Annotated in this window: 17 protein-coding genes and 4 pseudogenes; 12 read left to right on the top strand and 9 right to left on the bottom strand. The window is 68.7% G+C overall.

Going from position 1 to position 19,204, the window contains the following annotated elements:
• Positions 1–95 precede the first annotated feature (95 nt).
• Positions 96–1,061: pseudogene (locus FHX32_RS29515) on the top strand (IS701 family transposase); the annotation flags it as partial.
• A 147-nt stretch (positions 1,062–1,208) separates the two neighbouring features.
• Here FHX32_RS29515 and FHX32_RS29510 read toward each other — a convergent pair.
• The gene (locus FHX32_RS29510) at positions 1,209–2,291 is read right to left on the bottom strand and encodes an epoxide hydrolase family protein (protein WP_167190483.1); all 1,083 of its coding nucleotides are present in this window, start codon (positions 2,289–2,291) and stop codon (positions 1,209–1,211) included.
• Positions 2,292–2,404: 113 nt separating this feature from the next.
• On the opposite strand from FHX32_RS29510, the gene FHX32_RS29505 reads away from it, so the two are divergent.
• Positions 2,405–2,884: a MarR family winged helix-turn-helix transcriptional regulator gene (locus FHX32_RS29505; RefSeq protein WP_167190480.1), complete on the top strand. Its 480-nt coding sequence runs from the start codon at positions 2,405–2,407 to the stop codon at positions 2,882–2,884.
• A 234-nt stretch (positions 2,885–3,118) separates the two neighbouring features.
• On the opposite strand, the gene FHX32_RS29500 is transcribed toward FHX32_RS29505, so the two are convergent.
• Positions 3,119–4,530 (bottom strand): IS3 family transposase gene (locus FHX32_RS29500; protein ID WP_486481008.1). Its coding sequence is split into 2 segments (ribosomal slippage): positions 3,119–4,177 and positions 4,180–4,530, totalling 1,410 coding nucleotides; the frame shifts between segments, so codons are not numbered across the junction.
• 83 nt (positions 4,531–4,613) lie between these two features.
• Here FHX32_RS29500 and FHX32_RS29495 point away from each other — a divergent pair.
• Positions 4,614–5,147 (top strand): SMI1/KNR4 family protein, encoded by a 534-nt coding sequence (locus FHX32_RS29495; protein ID WP_167190477.1) that lies wholly within the window; start codon positions 4,614–4,616, stop codon positions 5,145–5,147.
• On the opposite strand, the gene FHX32_RS29490 is transcribed toward FHX32_RS29495, so the two are convergent.
• The 4 genes and pseudogenes from FHX32_RS29490 to FHX32_RS35485 form a co-directional block, all read right to left on the bottom strand.
• Positions 5,077–6,288, bottom strand: a complete 1,212-nt coding sequence (locus FHX32_RS29490) for an IS3 family transposase (protein ID WP_167190474.1) — start codon at positions 6,286–6,288, stop codon at positions 5,077–5,079. The two genes, FHX32_RS29495 and FHX32_RS29490, sit on opposite strands and share 71 nt — an antisense overlap.
• On the bottom strand, positions 6,285–6,596 hold the full coding sequence (locus tag FHX32_RS29485) for a transposase (protein ID WP_167190471.1): 312 nt from the start codon (positions 6,594–6,596) through the stop codon (positions 6,285–6,287). Before FHX32_RS29485 ends, FHX32_RS29490 begins: the two co-directional genes overlap by 4 nt.
• 130 nt (positions 6,597–6,726) lie before the next feature.
• On the bottom strand, positions 6,727–7,368 hold the full coding sequence (locus FHX32_RS35490; RefSeq protein WP_486481424.1) for a hypothetical protein: 642 nt from the start codon (positions 7,366–7,368) through the stop codon (positions 6,727–6,729).
• A gap of 73 nt (positions 7,369–7,441) precedes the next feature.
• Positions 7,442–7,801: pseudogene (locus FHX32_RS35485) on the bottom strand (ATP-dependent DNA ligase); the annotation flags it as partial.
• Positions 7,802–8,707: 906 nt separating this feature from the next.
• Here FHX32_RS35485 and FHX32_RS29475 point away from each other — a divergent pair.
• Positions 8,708–9,319, top strand: coding sequence for an HNH endonuclease family protein (locus FHX32_RS29475; protein ID WP_466031011.1), 612 nt, complete (start codon positions 8,708–8,710; stop codon positions 9,317–9,319).
• A gap of 477 nt (positions 9,320–9,796) precedes the next feature.
• On the opposite strand, the gene FHX32_RS29470 is transcribed toward FHX32_RS29475, so the two are convergent.
• Positions 9,797–10,306: a winged helix-turn-helix transcriptional regulator gene (locus FHX32_RS29470; RefSeq protein ID WP_167190465.1), complete on the bottom strand. Its 510-nt coding sequence runs from the start codon at positions 10,304–10,306 to the stop codon at positions 9,797–9,799.
• Between the two features lie 78 nt (positions 10,307–10,384).
• Between FHX32_RS29470 and FHX32_RS29465 the strand changes: the two genes are divergently transcribed.
• From FHX32_RS29465 to FHX32_RS29445, 5 genes are all read left to right on the top strand, one after another.
• The gene (locus FHX32_RS29465; protein ID WP_167190462.1) at positions 10,385–10,894 is read left to right on the top strand and encodes a pyridoxamine 5'-phosphate oxidase family protein; all 510 of its coding nucleotides are present in this window, start codon (positions 10,385–10,387) and stop codon (positions 10,892–10,894) included.
• Positions 10,895–10,903: 9 nt separating this feature from the next.
• Complete coding sequence (locus FHX32_RS29460; protein ID WP_167190459.1) at positions 10,904–11,575, top strand: Type 1 glutamine amidotransferase-like domain-containing protein; 672 nt, start codon at positions 10,904–10,906, stop codon at positions 11,573–11,575.
• Positions 11,572–11,976 carry an ASCH domain-containing protein gene (locus tag FHX32_RS29455; RefSeq protein WP_167190456.1) on the top strand — a complete coding sequence of 135 codons (405 nt, stop codon included), beginning with the start codon at positions 11,572–11,574 and terminating at the stop codon, positions 11,974–11,976. The genes FHX32_RS29460 and FHX32_RS29455 overlap by 4 nt, the downstream gene beginning before the upstream one ends.
• 18 nt (positions 11,977–11,994) lie before the next feature.
• Entirely contained in the window at positions 11,995–12,603 is a 609-nt protein-coding gene (locus FHX32_RS29450) for a VanZ family protein (RefSeq protein ID WP_167190453.1), read from the top strand.
• 281 nt (positions 12,604–12,884) lie between these two features.
• Entirely contained in the window at positions 12,885–13,727 is an 843-nt protein-coding gene (locus FHX32_RS29445; RefSeq protein WP_167190354.1) for a transposase family protein, read from the top strand.
• Between the two features lie 10 nt (positions 13,728–13,737).
• On the opposite strand, the pseudogene FHX32_RS29440 reads toward FHX32_RS29445, so the two are convergent.
• A pseudogene (locus FHX32_RS29440) lies at positions 13,738–14,423 on the bottom strand (IS5 family transposase); the annotation flags it as partial.
• 206 nt (positions 14,424–14,629) lie between these two features.
• Between FHX32_RS29440 and FHX32_RS29435 the strand changes: the two are divergent.
• The 3 genes and pseudogenes from FHX32_RS29435 to FHX32_RS29425 all read left to right on the top strand — a co-directional run.
• Entirely contained in the window at positions 14,630–15,748 is a 1,119-nt protein-coding gene (locus FHX32_RS29435; RefSeq protein WP_167190447.1) for an ISAs1 family transposase, read from the top strand.
• A 59-nt stretch (positions 15,749–15,807) separates the two neighbouring features.
• Positions 15,808–16,158 (top strand): histone-like nucleoid-structuring protein Lsr2, encoded by a 351-nt coding sequence (locus tag FHX32_RS29430; RefSeq protein WP_167190444.1) that lies wholly within the window; start codon positions 15,808–15,810, stop codon positions 16,156–16,158.
• 61 nt (positions 16,159–16,219) lie between these two features.
• A pseudogene (locus tag FHX32_RS29425) lies at positions 16,220–16,473 on the top strand (YwiC-like family protein); the annotation flags it as partial.
• A gap of 475 nt (positions 16,474–16,948) precedes the next feature.
• Here FHX32_RS29425 and FHX32_RS29420 read toward each other — a convergent pair.
• Positions 16,949–19,204, bottom strand: a complete 2,256-nt coding sequence (locus FHX32_RS29420) for an NHL repeat-containing protein (RefSeq protein WP_167190441.1) — start codon at positions 19,202–19,204, stop codon at positions 16,949–16,951.

Genomic DNA, 19,204 nt, shown 5'->3' with positions numbered 1-19,204 from the left:
GCCTAGTGACACGCCCAGTCACCGGGCCTACCGGCGTTTGCCCAGCTCAAACCCCAAATTCGCGGACTATATCGACGCCGAGCTGCGGAACGCAGGTGTTGGATGGGCGGCGTAAGTCGATGCAGCCGATGGCGGATCGGCTGGGGGTGGATCATCAGGGGTTGCAGCAGTTCGTGACGACCTCGACGTGGGACGTCACGGCGGTGCGGATGCGGCTGGCCAGCCGGGCGGTCGGGGTGGTCAAGCCGGGCGCGTGGGTGGTCGATGACACCGGTTTCCCGAAGGACGGCAAGAGTTCGCCGGGCGTGGCCAGGCAGTACTCCGGCACGTTGGGGAAGGTGGCGAACTGTCAGATCGGGGTGAGCATCCACGCCGTCACCGACACCGCATCGTGCCCCCTCGATTGGCGGCTGTTCGTGCCGACGTCGTGGGACGACCATGCCGTTGACGAGGCTGACCGGCCCGAGGTGGCCGCTCGCCGGGCTCGCTGCGGGATTCCCGAGCAGGAGCGGCATCGGCCGAAGTGGTCGCTGGTCGTGGAGATGCTCGACGAACTGGCCGAGCACGGGCTGCGGCCACCGCTACTGGCCGCAGACGCTGGCTACGGAGACAACAGCCAGTTCCGCAGCGCCCTGGATGAACGCGGGATCGGCTACATCATGCAGGTCAAAGGCGATGCCCTCGCCCACAAGCCAGACGTGCAACCGGTGCCACGAGTGTGGTCCGGACGTGGTCGCCCACCCACCCGAACCGAGCCGCGCTACCCCAAGACCGCCGTCAGCCTGGCCGAACACGTCCACGCCACCGGACGCGCCAACGTCGAGACGATCACGTGGCGGGAAGGCTCGAAAGGCACGATGAGCTCTCAGTTCGTCTTCCTGCGGGTACGTCCGGCCGGGCATCGCGTCGCCCGTGACGCCGACGGCACGCTGCCCGAGCGGTGGCTGATCGCCCAGTGGCCCGACGACGAGGCCGAGCCGGTCAAGTACTGGCTGTCCAGCCTCCCCGAGGCGACCAGCCACACCGACCTGGTCCGCTACGGCAAGATCCGCTGGCGCGTCGGTTTCGCCGTAGCGGCCCTCGTCGATCCACAAGCTGTGGCGGGCGACCAGGTCGGCAAGTTCGGCGCGGTCGGCGAGTGCGCGGATCAGGGTTTCGGTGCTGGTCATGACGGCCACCTCAAGTAGTTGGACTAGCTAACGTTCGTGTCACTTGATGTGAGTGAGGAAGAAGTCCCGGATGTCCTCGGCGAGCAGGTCCGGTACCTCCATCGCGGCGAAGTGGCCGCCGCGTTCGAACTCCGACCAGTGCCTGATGTCGTACAGCCGCTCGGCCAGCGGCCGCACCGACAGCGTGATGTCGTGCGCGAACACCGCCACGCCGAGCGGCACCCGGCACGGCGGCAGGCTCTTCCCGCGCGGGGCGTCGTGGTGGAACCGGCCCGAGGAGGCCGCGGTCGCGGTCAGCCAGTACAGCGAGATGTCGGTGAGCATCCGATCGTCACTGACCGGCGTGGCGGGGTCGGTCCACTGCGCGAATCGCTCGGCGATCCAGACCAGCTGGCCGACCGGCGAGTCGGTCAGCGCGTAGCCGATGGTCTGCGGGGTGAGCGCCGTCAGAGCCTGGTACGGCGGACGGTTAGCCATCAGCTGCCTGACCTTGTCCAGTCGGGCCTCATCCGCCTCGGACACCTCGACGTCGGGGTCCGGCCGGGTCGGCAGGTAGTTGACGTGCACCCCGACGACCTGCTCGGGCGCGACCGCGCCGAGCGCCGTGGAGATGCCCGCGCCGAAGTCGCCGCCCTGCGCGCCGTAGCGCTCGTACCCGAGACGGCGCATGAGCTCGGCCCAGGCCCGCGCGACCCGGACGGCGTCCCAGCCGCGCTCGTGGGTCGGCCCGGAGAACCCGAAGCCGGGGATGGACGGAATCACCAGGTGGAAGTCACGCGACAGCGGTTCGATCACGTCGAGGAACTCCAGGAACGAACCGGGCCAGCCGTGGGTGAGGATCAGCGCGAGCGCGTCCGGTTTCGAAGACCGGACGTGGACGAAGTGGATGTTCTGGCCGTCGATCTCGGTGGTGAAGTGCGGAAGCTCGTTGAGCTTGGCCTCGTGCTCGCGCCAGTCGTAGCCGGTGCGCCAGTATTCGGCCAGTTCCTTGAGCCGCGCCAGCGGGAAGCCGTAGTCCCAGCCGGCGTCGGCGACCTCGTTGGGCCAACGGGTGCGGGCGAGCCGGTCGGTCAGGTCGTCGAGGTCAGCCTGAGGGATGTCGATGCGGAACGGCTTGATCATGGCCTTGACTCCAGAGGGGATTATTCGGCGCCCAAACGTTCGGGCAGCCAACGTTTGGCGGCCGAACGATATCACAATCGTTGGTGCTCCGAACGATTCGTTAGACTTGTCACATGGAGAACCCACCCGAGAAGAAGCCGGCCACCTGGGAGAGCCTGCCCAGCTGGCTGCTCACCCAGACCGCCAGCCATGCGCACCGCCTGGTGGCCGAGGGGTTCTCGTCCGTCGGCGCCCGCGGCTACCACTACCGCCTCCTGGCGACGCTAGAGGAGTTCGGCCCGGCCAGCCAGGCCGCGCTGGGCCGCCGTAGCGGCATCCACCTCAGCGACATGGTGGCGGCGATCAACGAGCTCGCCGATCGCAAACTGGTCGAACGCACCCCGGACCCCTCCGACCGGCGACGCAACATCATCACGCTGACCGCCGCAGGCAAGCGACAGCTGCGGCGACTAGAGAAGCAGCTGGCCGAAACCCAGGACGAACTGCTGGCTCCGCTGTCACCCGAGGAGCGACAGCGTCTGACCGAACTGCTGTCCAGGCTGTTGGACCACCACAACCGGCGAACCGGCACACTTGAAGAGCCGTGGCGCTGACCGGCAACCCGGTCAGGTCCGTTTAGTAACGCTACGAAACGCCGAGCGCTTCGACTGAGCGGCTATGAGCGCGCGGATCTGCCGCTGACCGCGCTTACCGCGCTGGCCGCTGCTCCGGCGTCGCTACGCGAGGGTCGGTCCCACCTGACGCCGCATGAAGGCCCTCGTAGACTTTGTTGGTGCAGGACGAGGACCGTACTCCGGAACGTGTCAAGGGATTGAGGCCAGCGGGAGTTAAGCGGCTTGTGGGAGGGGCTTCGTTTCCTGGTCGGGCTTGTTGATCCAGACCTGTTCGGGCAGGTCGAGGATCTTCGGTAGTAGCCGGGTGGTGCTGAACCGTTCCGGGTGCGCGGCGCGGGCTGCGGCCAGGGTGTCCTCCCGGTGGGCGCGGACCGTGTGGTGCCGGCCGTGGTGGATGTCGGCGGGGGTGTGCAGACCGATGCCGGAGTGCCGGTGGGCATGGTTGTACCAGGTCACGAAGTTGGTCATGAACGTTCGGGCGTCCGCGAGGGACGCGAACCGGTCGGGGAACACCGGCGCGTACTTCAACGTCTTGAACCAGGCCTCGCTGTACGGGTTGTCGTTGGACACCTTCGGCCGGGAGTGTGAGCGGGTAACGGCCAGGTCCTCGAGCAGGTCAGCGACGGATTTCGAGGTCATCGAGGTGCCCCGGTCGGCGTGGACCACGTGCGGGACGCCGTGGGTGTCGAACACCTGGCGGATCATGGCCTCGGCCAAGGGCCCGGACTCGCGGGCGTGCACCCGCACCCCGACGATGTACCGGGAGTAGATGTCGATCATCACGTAGGCGTCGTAGTAGACGCTCTTCGCAGGGCCGGGCAGTTTCGTGATGTCCCAGCTGTAGACCTGCCTCGGGGCGTCAGCGACCAGCTCGGGACGCCGGCGGGCCGGGTGCCGGGCCAGCCTGCGCCGCTCGCGGACCTGCCGGTGCTCGCGCAGGATCCGGTACATCGTGGCGATCGAGCCCACGTACACACCCTGGTCCAGCAACGCCGCGTAGATCTGCGCCGGCGCGGCGTCGACGAACTCGGGACTGTCCAGCAGCTGCAGGACCTGCTCCCGTTCGGCCGGGCTGAGCGCGTTCACCGGCGGACGCCGCGCCGGGCGTGACGGTGTCGGCCGACGTCGGTCACGATCGGCGCTGGACCGGGCGATCCCGGTCAGCCGCTTCGCGTCCCGCGTGGTGGTCCCCGCACCGGTCAACGCGTGGTAGGTGTCCATCAGCGCCTGCCGAGCCCGAACACGTCCGGATCGTCCGGCTCGCTCCTGGAGATCTCCTCCAAGAGCTCGCGCGCTTTTCCCATGATCGTCAGCGCCGTCTCGGTCCGCGCCAGCTTCGCCTGCGTACGCTCCAGCTCCCGCCGCAACCGGGCGATCTCGGCCTGCTCGGCGCTGGGCCGCCCGACCGTCTCCCCAGCCGGCTTGCCCTGCAACAGCCCGGCATCGCGGGCCCGGCGCCACTCACTCATCAACGACGAGTACAAGCCCTCCCGCCGCAGAAACGCCCCGCCCTCACCCGCCGCGACAGCCTGCTCATACCGGGTCAACAGGTCCAGCTTCTGCCCCGGGCTGAACGACCGGCGCGCCCGCGGCCCGTCCGACCGCGGACCCTTCTTGCGACTCATGACCCCATCCTGGGCCACCGTCATATCAACAGCAGTACTCAACGCATCTCGATCCTGAACTCGCCCTGCCAGACGGACTTGCTATGAACCGTTGGCCTCAACTCACCCTGGCAGACAGGGCTCTGCCGGCCGCGCTGGCTGCAGCCCACGCTGAAAGCTTCTCTGCCGACCATGACGGTCACGACTTCGACCCGTATGACGAGTTCATGTGGTCCGTCGAAACGCTCGAGTGGTGGCAAGCCTGGACCGGTAACCCGACCGCCAGCAAGGCACCGTTCCGAGTCTTCGGACAAGACGGGTCTGGCGGTCTGGCCGCCTTCTGGATCCGCACGCCTGACGCCCCGATCCAGACCCAGCCCATCGTGTTCCTCGGCTCCGAAGGCGAGCTGAACGTGATCGCCAGCAACCTCGGCGACTACCTGTGGCTGCTGGCCAACGGCGTCGGCCCCCTCGAGACCGTCGACGGCATCCACCGCGCCACCACGCCCATCCCCACGCTTACCGCCATCGCACAGCGCCACACCGGCGACATGCACCGGCCTACCGTCACGGTGATCGACGCAGCCCAAGCCGAGCTCCACACGCTGACAACGCTGGTGGATACCACCGCGCGGTAGTTGCTGGCCGCACCCCGTTCACGGGCTTTGTGTCCCGGGGCTGGTCGGCATCATCCGTCGCCTGCGTGCGACACGGGCGCGCCGCGCATCCGCTCACGCCTCCGACCGGGCGTGGCATGCGCGGACGCCCGGTCGTGCCGAGAACAGTGCGCCCGCCACCGTCCATATCTTCCGAGCCGCGGTTGTGAGGTTCCCCCGGTCTGCCGGAGGGTTGGTTACCTGGCACCGGTGGGCTCAGGCTGAACGATAGCCGTCTCGTCGTGTTGTGCCTGGTGGGTGTGCCAGGCGGTTCGTACTCGTCTGGGGATCGCCAGCCGAGGTCTTTCTGGATGCGGCGGGTGTTGTACCAGCCGTCGATGTAGGTGAAGATCGCGTTCTCGGCCTCGTCGCGGGTCCGCCAGGAGTTGCGGTAGACCAGTTCGATCTTCAGCGTGGACCAGAAGTTCTCCATCAGCGCGTTGTCGTAGCTGTCGCCGACAGAGCCCATGGACGGCAGGATGCCGTTGTCGGCCAGGCGTTGCGCGAAGCGGAAAGACGTGTAGTTCGACCCGCGGTCGCTGTGGTGGATCAGTTGGCCGTCGCGGACGTCGCGGGACCAGATGCCGTACTCGAGGGCGCCGAGGATCAGGTCGGTGTCGCAGCGGTCGGAGCACCGCCAGCCCACGATGCGGTTGGAGAACACATCCCGCACCGCGGCCAGCCAGAACACGCCCTCACCGCAAGGGATTCCGGTGGCGTCAGCGACCCACAACCGGTTCGGCGCCGCAGCCGTGAACTGCCGGTTGACCAGATCCGGCGCCGGTGTCGCCTTCGGGTTCGACCTCGTGGACGGGATGCGCCACTTCTTGCGCAGGAACGCGCCCTGCAGGCCGGCGTCGCGCATCAACCGCTCCACCCGCTTGCGACCCACCCGGCGGCCCTGGCGGCGCAGCATCGCATGCACCCTCGGGCTGCCATAGGTGCCACCCGACACGTCGTGGATCTCCGCGATCTCCACCGCCAGTTCCGCATCCTCGCGCCGACGGGCAGACGGGTTGGCGGCCTGGGCGAGCCAGCCGTCGTAGGTGGAGGTGGCGATGTTGAGGACCCGCAGGACGGGCTCGACCCCGAAGCGGCCGCGTAGCTCGTCGACGAGCGTCACGACCGTCGCCGGGTCGGGTCGAGTTCCGAGGCGAAAAAAGCCGACGCGGCCTTGAGGATCTCGTTGGCCCGCTTCAGTTCGGCGTTCTCCCGCCGCAGCCGGCGCAACTCCTCCAGCTCGGAGGTCGTGGACCGGTCGTCGCGCCGGCCCCGGTCGGCTTCGTCCTGGCGGATCCAGTTGCGCAACGCCTCGTTATGCACCCCAAGCTGGCGGGCCAGCTGGCGGATCACGGGCTTCGGGTCCGACTCCCGATACAAACGCACCGCACGTTCACGCAGCTCATCTGGGTACTTCTTCGGTGCTGCCACGGATGACTCCCTTCAGCTCCATCAGAGCATCATCGAAAGCCTCCGAGCTACCGGGGGAACCTCACCTGCGCCTGACCCGGCCTGCGCCTGACCCGGCCTGCGCCTGACCCGGCCTGCGCCTGGCCTGGGCTCACATCTCGCCGAAGTACCCCTCCTCCTCGCCGAGCAGCAGCGGTACGTCGTAGATCGACATGTCCGGGCGGGTCCTGATGTACCGGACCCGGTGTCGCCACCGTTGGTGTTCGAAGGCCACGTCAGCGTCGATCTCGACAACGGTGGTGGGGTCCACCTGCGTATACGGTAGTGGTTCGGGCTGGTCCAGTTGCCCGGACCAGGACGGCGGCAGCGGCTGCGGCCAGGGATGAACCGTTGCGCCGCGGCGCGGCAACGCACGCACCGGGGACAGTATGGCCGCGAGTTCGGCCCGCTGTGTCGGGTTCAGCGGGTGGGTGCGGCCGGTGTATCGCAGTGTTCCTCGCCGGTCGAACCGGCCGAGCAGCAGGGTGTCCGGGTCGCGGATGCTGCCGGTCACGCCACCGACGATCGCCTCCGTGGTGATCCGGGTCCGGTACTTGCACCAGCCACGCCGGCCAGGTTCGTACCGGCCGGTCGTCCGCTTGCTGACCACGCCTTCGATGCCGGTGGCGACGGTCCAGTGCGTCAGCCAGTCCGCGACCTGCCGCATGTCCGCGGTCTGCGGGGTGAGGGTGAGCTGCGCCGGCGCGCCGGCGAGCAGAACACCGCAGCGAACCCGGGCGTATGCCTGGGGCACGCTGCGCTGCTCTTCTCGCCGGCGCGCCGGCGAGCAGTTGTTCGAGCCGGTCGCGCCGCTGTGACAGCTCGCGGTCCAGGATCACCTGTCCATCGGGGTCGGCGAGTAGGTCGAACAGCACGTAGTGGGCGGGGCACTCGCGGGCCAGGCGCAGCAGGTCGCGGCCGGCGGTGACGCGCCGCTGCAGCTGCGCGAAGTTCGTCCGGCCGCCCTGCAGCACGATCAACTCGCCGTCGAGCACCGCCCCGGGCGCTATGGCCGCGCGAATGGCCCGGCTGATATCAGGAAAGTAGGTGGTCAGGTTGCGGCCGGCCCGGGATTGGAGATACACCCCGTCGGCGTCTCGGAAGGCGATGGCACGCCACCCGTCCCACTTCGGCTCGTGAACCAGTTCCGGGCCCTCGGGCACCTCGTCGACGGGCGCGGCGAGCATCGGCGCGACCGGCCGGCGCAGCACCGGTCCGGCGGCCGCCTCCGTCCGGCGGGCCGGGCTCACCGCCTGCGCGGGATGTGAACGCTGATCATGTCCGCCCCCTGCAGATCATCTTGGGGGGAGGGACGACCACTCCGGGGTGAAGATCCGCGACAACGAATGCCTACGGCCGCAGCCGAATGCCACCGGGCGAGGGCGCCAAGGTCTCCGGCGGGGCGGCGGTCGGGGACCCGCTCGGACACGTGCCGGGGCGCCTCTTCGTGAGGGGTCATGCCCTACGGCACGTGGCCGGCGTAGCGGAAGGTGGGAGGCTGGCCGTCGGTGCCCTACCGGACGTACCGGTAGTGGATGACCGCGCCCGCCTGCTCGGTGGCGCCGACGTAAACACCTGTCTGCGGGGTGAGGCGACAGGTCTGCAATCCTCGGCGCAGAGCGCGGGTTTCGCGTCTGCGGCAGGTCGACAGCTTGGGGCAGAGATCCGTCGGTGCCGGTTTCCACGGGCATGATGCGGCCGTCGATCCGACCGCCAACGAACCACGCCTCGACTGCCGGCATCAGCCGTCCCCCTTCTGTTTCATCCCCTGCGGGGTTCCCCGGGCCACAGCCTCCGCGGCGGGCCGTTCCGGCCCCTGCGGCCGGTCGGAAAGGGCGGTCGGAGTGGTTGTCATCGGCCAGCACACCATACGCAGGGATCGATCTCTCTAGCGAGGGCCAAACATCGATGACGAGCGCCGCCGAGATCGTTCGTCTTGTGGTTGCCCGCCTGTTACGAAATCACCGGACCGTAGCCATACTCATCGGAGACCGTCAACGTCCGTGTGGGTGGCTCAGGGGGTTCCCATGAGACTGGCTCGATTCTTCGCACCGCACCTGGGCCTACGGCGCACCCGTGTCGCGGCAACCGTGATGGCGATGGTCGCTGGTGTCGGCCTCGTCAGCGTCGGTGCCACATCAGCTGCGGCCACGCCCCCGGGCATCCCCTCGAAAGCCAACGCCCAGTCGCAGCTCAACGCCCTGCGGGTGGCTGCGCAGGGCTCGACCAGCGGCTACTCGCGGGACCTGTTCCCGCACTGGATCACCATCAGCGGCAGCTGCAACACCCGCGAGCAGGTCCTCAAGCGCGACGGCATTTCCGTGGTCGTGGACAGCTCCTGCGTGGCCACCTCCGGTCGCTGGTACAGCCCATACGACGGGGCCACCTGGTACGCCGCCTCCGACGTCGACATCGACCACGTCGTACCGTTGGCCGAGGCGTGGCGCTCCGGCGCCAACTCCTGGACGACTAGCCGCCGGCAGAGCTTCGCCAACGACCTGACCCGCCCGCAGCTGATCGCGGTCACCGACAACGTCAACCAGGCCAAGGGCGACCAGGACCCCTCAACGTGGCAGCCGCCCCGGTCGGCCTACCGCTGCACCTACAGCAAGATGTGGATCACCGTGAAGTACAGCTGGGGCCTGACGCTGCAGTCGTCGGAGAAGTCGGCGTTGCAGAGCATGCTCAACACCTGCAGCTCCTGACCGCGCGCAGTCTGCTCCCGCCTGCATGTAAACAGTGCCATGCCGGTCCGCAGAACGTTCATAGCCGGGCGGGTGACCGCTGGTCGTCTCCAGCACCTGGAAGCTCTCGTTCGATCGACAGTCACATCTTCGCCGAAGATGTGACTATCGATCGTCGACTCGGCGGATCGGTGCGATGGCCCGGCTGTCGATGGTGAAGCTGACGGGCGTACCATTTGCCCGGCTCAAGCTCAGACCAGAGCCAAAGCAAAGTTAGTTGATCATGGTGGGGTTGCGTTGAGCAGCGCTGGGATGAGCAGCTTGTTGGCGTGGTGACGTTCCATGATGTGTTTGATTCGGGTGTGGCCGGCGAGGCGTATCAGGGCGAGGGCGAGGTTGCGCAGCGCGGCCATGGTGTGGGCGACGGCGCCGAGGTAGGCGTGGTGGGTGTCCTCGCCGAGCTGGCGTTCTGGATGCCGGAGTCGGTGAGCAGCGGCTTCATGATGTCTTTTCGAGAGTGCCGCCGGCGACTGCGGCCTCGTACGCCGCCTGCAGCTCGGCGAAGACCGAGGGGGTGCCCGGTGGGCGGGGGATGCCGAGGTGCTGTTCGCGCAGCTCGTCCATGAAGCGGTCCCACAGTTCGGGGCCGCCCTGCTCTAGCAGCTCGGCGCGCACGGAGAGCTCGTGGCTGGCCGGCAGGTGCAGCCGGCCCCACGAGCCCAGCGCGGCCATCACCGGGACGAGCTGCACGCCCGGCTCGGTGAGGCTGTAGCGGATCTTCTGGCGGTGGGTCTCGTCGTCCGTGCGCCACAGCAGGCCGTGGGTGACCAGGCGCCGCATCCGGTCGGCGAGGATGTTCGAGGCGATGCCCTCCTCGGAGCCGGTCAGCAGCTCGCGGAAGTAGTGCCGGTTGCCGAACATCATGTCGCGCAGCACCACCAGCGACCACCGATCGCCGAGCACCTCGACCGCCAGATTGATCGGGCATCCCGACCTGTGCTCTCCCACGCGCTGATGGTACTTCGCAACCGGTCGTGCTAGCGTGACCGCGACCACTTTCGAACTGCAATCAGTTTCGGGGGCGCGGTGAGACCGACGACCGAGCAGCTCGACCGGCGCTACAGCGATGAGAAGTCCCAGGCCGTCCCGTGGGCCGCCGCCGAGACACGGCTGGCCGCGGCGCAGATCGCCTGGATCGTCACCGTCCGGCCGGACGGTCGGCCGCACGCGACCCCGATGGTGCCGGTCGTGCACGACGGCAAGGTCTACTTCCATACCGGCAGCACTGAGGTGAAATACGCCAACCTCGAGGCCAACCCACACGTGCTGGTGCTGGCCGGCGACACCGCCTGGGATGGCGGCCTCGACGTGGCCGTCGCCGGAACCGCGGCGCCCGTCACCGACGACGCCCTGCTGCACCGGCTCGCCGAGCTCTACCGTGAACGCTGGGACGGCCGCTGGCAGCTCGACGTGCGCGACGGCGGGCTCGCCGCGCACGTCCCCGGCGCCAGCCCGGTCATGTTCGAGGTGACGCCGGACCGGGCGTACGGCCACGACAAGGGCGACCCGTTCGGCCAGACCAACTACCGCTACTGAGAGGGCACGATGAAGTTCCTGCTCACCGACTCCGGCGTCAAGAACCCGAGCATCCACGCGGCCCTGCTCGACCTGCTCGGCAAGCCGATCGAGGAATGTGTCGCGCTCGCCATCCCGACCGCGTCGTACGGCCACCCGTGGGCCAAGCCCGCCGGGCCGTGGCGCTTCATCAGCGGCCGCGGCGGCAACCCGATGACCGAGCTGGGCTGGAAGTCCGTCGGCGTGCTCGAGCTGACCGCGCTGCCGAGCATCGACCGGGACAAGTGGGTCAATTGGGTGCGCGAGGCGGACGTGCTGCTGGTCAACGGCGGCGACGCGCTCTACCTGGCCCACTGGATGCGCGAGTCCGGCCTGCTCGACCTGCTGCCCACGCTCGGCGACAAGGTCTACGTGGGCTTCAGCGCCGGCAGCATGGTGCTGACCCCGCGCATCGGCGACGACTTCGTTGGCTGGAACCCGACCGGCGGCGACACCGCGCTCGGCGTCGTCGGCTTCTCGATCTTCCCGCACCTCGACGTGCCCGACTGCCCCGAGAACAGCACGGCCGCCGCGGAGAAGTGGGCGGCCGAGATCGGCGTCCCGGCCTACGCGACCGACGACCAGACCGCCATCAAGGTCGTCGACGGCGTCGTCGAGGTCATCTCCGAGGGTCACTGGCTGCGCTTCAACGGCGCGGCATGAAGATCCTCGAGCTCGCCGAGCCCGGCCCGCTGCGCGACTCCGGCGTCAGCGCGATCCTCGCCGGCACCAAGACGGCGATGACCGGCCTGCTCGCCATCTACGAGAAGGAGGGCGAGCCGCTGCCCGCGGCCGGCGAGCGCTACAGCGTCATCGACTCGGACGGGAAACCGGTCGCGGTCATCGAGCTGACCCGGGTCGCCACCGAGCGGATCGGGGCGGTCGGCGACGCGTACGCCCACGCCGAAGGCCGCGGCTACCGCGACGCCGCCGACTGGCGGTCCGCCCACGAGGACTTCTTCCGCAGCGACTTCGTGGCCGAGTACCTCGGCTTCGTGCCCAACTTCGACGACGACACCCTCGTCGTCACCCAGTGGTTCCGGCTGATCGAGACGCTTGGCTGAACGTCCTACAGCCAGCGCGTGCTCGACGCGAGGATCATGTGGAACGTCGCGACCGATCCCCGATCGGGCGTCCTCTACCTGCTCGCCGCGACCGCCCTGCTCGCCTGGCCGCTCGGCCGGCGGCTACGGCGCGGCCCGCTCGGCGTGGTCTTCGTCGCGGTCGCCGGGGCGGTCCTCGCGGCGACCGCCTCGACGCCGTACCCGCACTTCTCGGCCGCCCGGGTCCAGGTGTACCTCGCCGCCTGGACCCGCACCGACCTGCTGACCGGCTTCGCCGGCGACGCCGAACGCCTCGCCAACATCGCCTTGCTGCTCCCGCTCGCGCTGCTCGCCACACTGCTGTGGCGGCGGCCGGTGGCGGTGGTGCTCGGCTGCACGCTGTTCAGCTTCGCGATCGAGGGCTGGCAGGCCTTCGCCGGCGGCCGCGCCGCCGACCCGGTCGATGTCATCCACAACACGGCCGGCGCGGCCCTCGGCGCCGTCCTCGCCCTGACTGTTCTCGCCGCGACAGGCCGCCGACGCTCAAACCGTCGGCGTCCTGAGTTCCGACAGGAGTCGCTCGGGCACTCGATCAGAGCCAAAGCACAGTTAGCCGATCTTGCGTCGGGCCTTGTGATGACCCGGTGAACGAGCGCGGCCTTCCTTAGAACTCCTAACTCTTTGAGCGTTGGAGTCGTCGCCAGCAGATGATGGCGCAGGCGAGGGTGAGGAAGGCTTCGTGGATGTCGTCGCGGATCTCCCAGCGGATGCGTAGCCGGCGGAACCAGTGAGGTGATCTCAACAAGGATCGCCGTTTGACGTGCGCGACATGCGCGAATGCGTCCTTATCGGACGATGCTTGAGGAGGGCGTGGGGCCCTCGGTAGGCAGTTCTCACCACAAGATCAGCCCAGCAAGTGAGGACCCCACGTGATCGCCTATCGTGCCATGCTCGACGTGCCCAGGGAACTCGTTCAGCACGTGGCGCGGCTGTTACGCGCCGAGCGCCGTGCGGTGGGCACCCGATCGGGAACGCGGGCGTTGACCTGCTTCTACCAGGCGCTTCTGGTGTTGGTGTGGTTCCGCAAGGGTGAGGACAAGACCACTCTCGGGGCGGGGTTCGGCGTGTCGAGGGCAACCGCCTACCGGTATGTCGCCGAGGCCGTGCGGGTCCTAGCGGCGCAGGCCCCCACCCTGCATGAGGCCCTCGCGCGGGTCGCCGGCGAGGGCTGGTCGCACGTGATCCTCGACGGCAAGCTGTTCGACACCGACCGAGTGGCCGAGACGACCATGAGCGTGAAGGGCGAAACGATCGATGCCTGGTACTCCGGGAAACACCGCGACTTCGGCGCGAACATTCAGGCCGTGATGCGCCCGGACGGACTACCGATCTGGACCTCCGAGGCGATGCCCGGACACCTGCACGACCTCACCTGCGCCCAACAACTGGATGTCACCGGCGCCCTGTATTGGGCGGCCTCCGAACTGCACCTGCCGGCATTGGCCGACTCCGGCTACGAGGGCGCCGGCCAGGGCATCCACACCCCGTACAAGCAACCCGCCGACGGCCGCCGCCTCGCCGTCGACAACCGCACCTACAACGCTGTCCTTCGATCCATGCGGTGCCGCGGAGAACGCGGCTTCGCCATCCTCACCGGCCGCTGGCGCAGCCTCCGGCACAGCACCGCCAGCCCACGAAGAACCGGCGATACCGTCCGCGCCGCACTGCATCTCACCCACTTCGAATACCGCTACCTACCCGAATCTTGTTGAGATCACCTCAGTGCAGCAGGGCGATGGTCTGTTCGACTACCCACCGTCGGGTGCCGAGGCCGGAGCCGTGTCCGGTGCCGCGTCGGGCGATGACCGGGGTGATGCCCCTGTCGCGGAGCTGGCGGCGGTAGATGTCGTAGTCGTAACCCCGGTCGGCGTAGATCCGACCGGGTCGCTGCCGCGGGCGACCGCGGATGCCCTTGATCCGGGGGACCTTGTCGACCAGTGGCAGCAGTTGGGTGACGTCGTGACGGTTGCCGCCGGTCAGGGTCGCGGCGAGGGGGATGCCGCCCGCGTCGGTGATGACGTGGTGTTTCGAGCCCGGACGGCGGCGGTCGACCGGGCTCGGGCCGGTTTTGGGCCGCCTTTGAGCGCCCGGATGTGGGAGCCGTCGATCACCGCCCGGGACATGTCCAGTTGACCGGCGGCCCGTAGCTTGCCCAGGAGGACTTCGTGCAGTCGTTGCCACACGCCGGTGTCGTTCCAGTCCCGTAGCCGGCGCCAGCAGGTCATGCCTGATCCGAACCCAAGCTCCTGGGGCAGGAACTCCCAGGGGATCCCGGTGTAGAGCACGAACAAGATCCCGCACAACACCTTCCGGTCATCAAGCGGCTTGCGACCGGGATAGCGCCGCCGGCGAGGCGGACGGGGCGGTAGCAACGGCTCGATCTCGGCCCACAGGTCGTCCGAAACGATCCACGGCGGCTGCTCACCTCGCCTCACGGCCGATCATGGTAGTTGATCGTCCATGAAGGACAGCTCTATGCGTCCGCCTAGATCATTCTGTTAGGAGTTCTTAGTAGACGATGGCGGTTCTCTACGCGAACCGTCGTCTGCAAGAAAGGCCGCTCGTGTCAGTCTCCCATGCTGTCGCAGGTGTCGTCACGGACGAGCAGGGGCAGGTGGACACCGGGCAGATCACCGCGCTGGCCGTGGTGTTCGCCCAGGTAGCCGATCCGCGGAAGGCGCGGGGTGTGCGGCATGCGCTGCCGGCGGTGTTGACGGTGTTGACCTTGGCGTTGCTGTGCGGAGCGCGGAACTTCCGGCAGGCCGCGGACCGGGTGGCCGAGTTGCCGCAGGTGTTGCTGGCCGCGGCGGGTGCCCGCCGGCATCCGGTGCTGGGGATCCGGATCCCGCCCGGGCGTGACACGCTGCGCCGACTGGTCGAGATGGTCGACGCGGCCGTGGTGGACCGGCTGGTCTGCGCCTGGCTGGCCGCCCAGCTCGGCGGATCGGCCGGGGTCGGGCTGTCGCTGGACGGCAAGACCGTCCGGCACTCCGGCGGCGGCGATGGGGTGGACGTGCAGTTGTTCGCCGCGATGCGCCACGACACCCCGGTGGTCGTCGCCCAGGTCCGGGTGCCGGCCGACACCACCGAGGTCACCCAGATCAAGGCCCTGCTCGACCCGATCGACATCACCGGCATGGTGATCACCGCGGATGCGGCGCATCCACGCCACGACACCGCCGGCTACCTGGTCGGTCGCCAGGCCGGCTACGTGTTCACCGTCAAAGCCAACAAACCCGCCCTACAGGCCGCGATCGCGATCCGGCTCCCCGCCGCCATCACCGCGACCAGCACCCACATCAGCACCGAACGCCGCAGCGGCTACCAGATCACCCGCACGATCTGGACGGCGTCCGCCACCGGCATCGACTTCCCCGGCGCCGCGCAGGTCTTCCGGCTACGCCGCGACGTCTATGCCCCGGATGGACAACGCGTCAGCAAACAAGTCATCCACGGCATCACCAGCCTGGCCCGCCCGGCCGCCGAGATCGCGGCGCACGTGCGCACGCACTGGTGGATCGAAAACAAGATCCACTGGATCCGCGACGTCCTATTCGGCGAGGACACCCACCACGCCTACCTCGGCGCCGTCGCCCACACCATGGCCGCGCTGCGCAACCTCGCCCTCGCCCTGATACGCCTCGCCGGCCACACCCGAATCAAACACATCATGGAACGTCACCACGCCAACAAGCTGCTCATCCCAGCGCTGCTCAACGCAACCCAATCATGATCAACTAACTTTGCTTTGGCCCTGAAGCTCAGACCAACAATTCGCCGGGAGTGACCGCCATGGCTCGGAAAGTGATCACGGTTCTGACCGACGACCTCGACGGCGGAGCGGCGGACCGGACCGTTGAATTCAGCCTGGACGGTGTCGCCTACGCCATCGACCTGTCCGACCACAACGCCGGCGCCCTGCGTAAGACCCTCGACGTGTACATCACCGCGGGCCGGCGGATGGGGCGGGGCGGCATCGACTCGGGTCGGGTGGCGCGGCGGTCGATGCATCCCGTCACCTCCGGCAGCAGCAGTCGTGCTCACACTCGCGCGATCCGCGAATGGGCCGCCGAGAACGGCTACCAGGTCTCCGAACGGGGCCGCATCCCGACCTCGGTGGTCGAGGCGTACAACAACCGCTGACGTAGGGGCGGCTCACCACGCTGCCGGCGGGCCTCTTTCGCACCCCCAACGTGGTCCTCGCCAGCCCCCGGTGCTCTGGTACGCCCCGGTCTACGCCGCGCTGCTCGCGGTCAACGCCGGCTATGCCTGGCGTCGGCGGGAGCGGGCTCGCTCAACGACCTCGCCTCCGTCGCACGGAGCTGCCTGCTGCTCTTCATCGTGGCCACCATCGCCGGAGTGCCCCTCGCCCGTGTCGTGCCCGCGTTCGTGACCCTGGCGCTCTACCTGGTCGGCACCGTCTTCCACGTCAAGACCATGATCCGCGAGCGGGGGAGCGACCCGCTACCACCGCCTCTCGGTCGCTTAGGACCAACGGCATCGGATCAACTGCACGCACCCCTGCCTGCGGCTTCAGGTTTCCGCAGGTCAGAGTCGGTGCAGCGTCCTGCTTCACGCACGTGCAACTGCACGGCGGCGAACAGCAGTCAAGGGCACTCTCTGTCGCCTGGTAGGGGAGTATCCGCAGGTCACGGCGGTAACGACCTCGCGAGTGTCCGTGCCTTGGCAGGTGGATGCAGATTGTGTGCAGGCTGACGAAGTGGTCATCGCGTCCGAAGTGGTCACCGGGGTCGAAACAAGGAGGGCGCCATGACCTGCGGTGATGTGGGCGAACGAGCTGGCGTGACCTCGCAGCGAGTCGAAGTATTCACCCTCGCTGGTCGCCACCTGGCCGGCGCAGCCTGTCGAATCGCTGCGGGACTTGTTCGAGTTGTGGCGGTGGGGCCGGCCGCCGGCCGGCCCCACCGTCGTGTCAGCCGTCGGATCGGGCGGCCGCCGAGATGATGGCGGCTCGATCGGTGTGGGTGAGGATGCCGGCGTCCACCAGCGCTCGGGTCACTGCGGTGACGTGCTCCATCAGCGCCTCGTGTGTGGCGTGGTCCTGCTCGCGGATCAGATCGTTGACGGTGCAGCCGTCCGGCCGGTAACGATTGGCCACCTCGCTGTCGACGCCGTCCACGATGACCGTCACCCGTAGGTCGGAGCCGGGGCAGGCGTCGGCCGGCGGGGCGTAGCGCAGCAGGCGGGCGCCGTACTGGACGGCGTTGTTGTTGCCCTTCGCCCCGCTGCGGAACCAGAGGTTGCCCTGCCGGTCCTGGGTGAGACGGTAGGTGCCGGCGTCGCGCAGGACGGTCACCGCGTACGAGAGCGGGTCCACGCGCAGCAGGTACCCGTCGAGCGAGACGTAGACGTGCTCGTCGGGGTTGACGAACAGTTCGTCCTGCACACCTCCGTACCGTCCGGGAAGGGTCACCCGCCGGACCACCGCGCCGCTGATCGGATCGACCACGAACAGGGTGTTGTCGGCCAAGCCCCACAGCCGGCCGTCCGGGCCGGCGGCCAGCGAGGTAACCGAACTGGCTCCGGGCACGGGTACACCGCGGTCGGTCACCGCACCGGTGTCCACGTCCACCGTGAAGAGGCGGGCCTCGGTCGCCCTGGGTGTCGTGCCGCCACCGCCGTTGATGCTGCTGCCGCCCCACAGCGTGTCACCGACCACGGCCAGCGAGATCACCCCCTGGTCGGGAACGATGTCGCGCTGGACCGTGTGCTGCCCCGTGGTGTAGTCGTAGCGGGTCAGCGCCCCGCCGAACATCCCGTAGTCCGGGGTGCTGCCGATGTACATCGCCGTGCCGGCGTCGGCGAAGGCAACCGGGCGGTTCTGCCCGTGGTCCGCCTGGAGCCGGAACAGCTCCCGCGGGTTGGTCCCGGCGCGGAACGGTTTGTTCGGGTCGTAGGCGTGCACCGAGGCGTTCGGGTAGACGCCCTGGTACATGATGCCGTCGTGCCAGCCGAAGCCGTCGGCTTGGCCGATCCGGCCGAGGTTGGTCGCCGTGCCGGTCGCCGGGTCGAGCACGCTCAGGTTCCCGTTGATATAGAGGTTGGTGTAGACGCGCCCGTCCGGTGCGGTGGTGATGTTGTTGATGTCGATCGGCTGGTGGGGGAACGGCAGCTTGAACCGCTCGTTGGCACCGGTCGTCGGGTCGTACCAGAGCGCGTCGCCGAAGTAGTTGCCGATCAGAGCGTGCAGCCGGCCGTCCAAGAAGCCGAACCCGACGCCGGGCCCGCCGCTGCGCACCTCGGCCCCGCCGGCGTCGCGTACCGGTCCGAGGGTGTCGGTGGCCACGTCGTAGTGCCACAGGGAGGTGCCCGAGGTGAAGTACACGGTGCGGCCGTCCGGGGCGAGCCCGGAGGTGCCCCGCGAGCTGATCGTGAAGTTGTCCGCCAGCACCGCGCCGGTGTCCGGGTCGAGCACGAGCGCCTGCAGCTTGCTGCGCTTGACGAACAACCGGCCGCCGACCAGGTTGATGTCGTACGGGTGGTTGACATCCCCTTGCAGCTCGGCGGGCCAGATGTCGCGCTTCTCCCCGGTGCGCAGGTCGAGCCGGATCAGGTGCCCGCCGGTGCCGACGGCGGCCCAGAGCACCTCGCGATCGGGATCGACCGCCACGTCGATGGCGTAGTGCTGGCCCGGATACATCGAGCCGTAGTCGCGGAATCCCTCGGTCGGCGAGTACGAGAAGACGTGCGAGCCCGGGTAGGTGCCACCGTAGATCCTGCCGTCCCGGCCGGGACGGAAGCCGTACAGGACGGTCTGGCCGGCAACCGGGGCGCCGAGGTCGGTCACCGCGCTGGTGGCCGGGTCGATCCGGTAGACGTGGGCGTTGGGGTAGCTGCCGGCGTAGACCGTGCCGTCGTCGGATTGGGTGATGCCCCACCCGCCGGACGAGTCGGGTAGTTCGAACGTGGCGCGGTGCGTCCGGTTGACCGGGTCCACCATGGCCACCACGCCGGGCGTGCCCATCTGTACCCCGTACCACGCCGGCTGTCCGGCTGCGTCGGTGCCGAGGTGGCCCTCGAAGACGGTCAGCGCGGTGGACTGGACCCCGAAGTCGGTGACGGTGCCGACGGGCGGTGCCGGTTCGGCCGCCGCGGCGGGCACTGCGACGGCGCCCACCGGCAGGAGTAGCGCCACGGACGAGGTGGCGGCGAGAAGGAAACGACGCAT

The organism is Micromonospora sp. CNZ280, from assembly GCF_011759515.1.
Note: the sequence above shows the minus strand (reverse complement) of the source record. Positions and strands in the feature narration are given on the sequence as shown.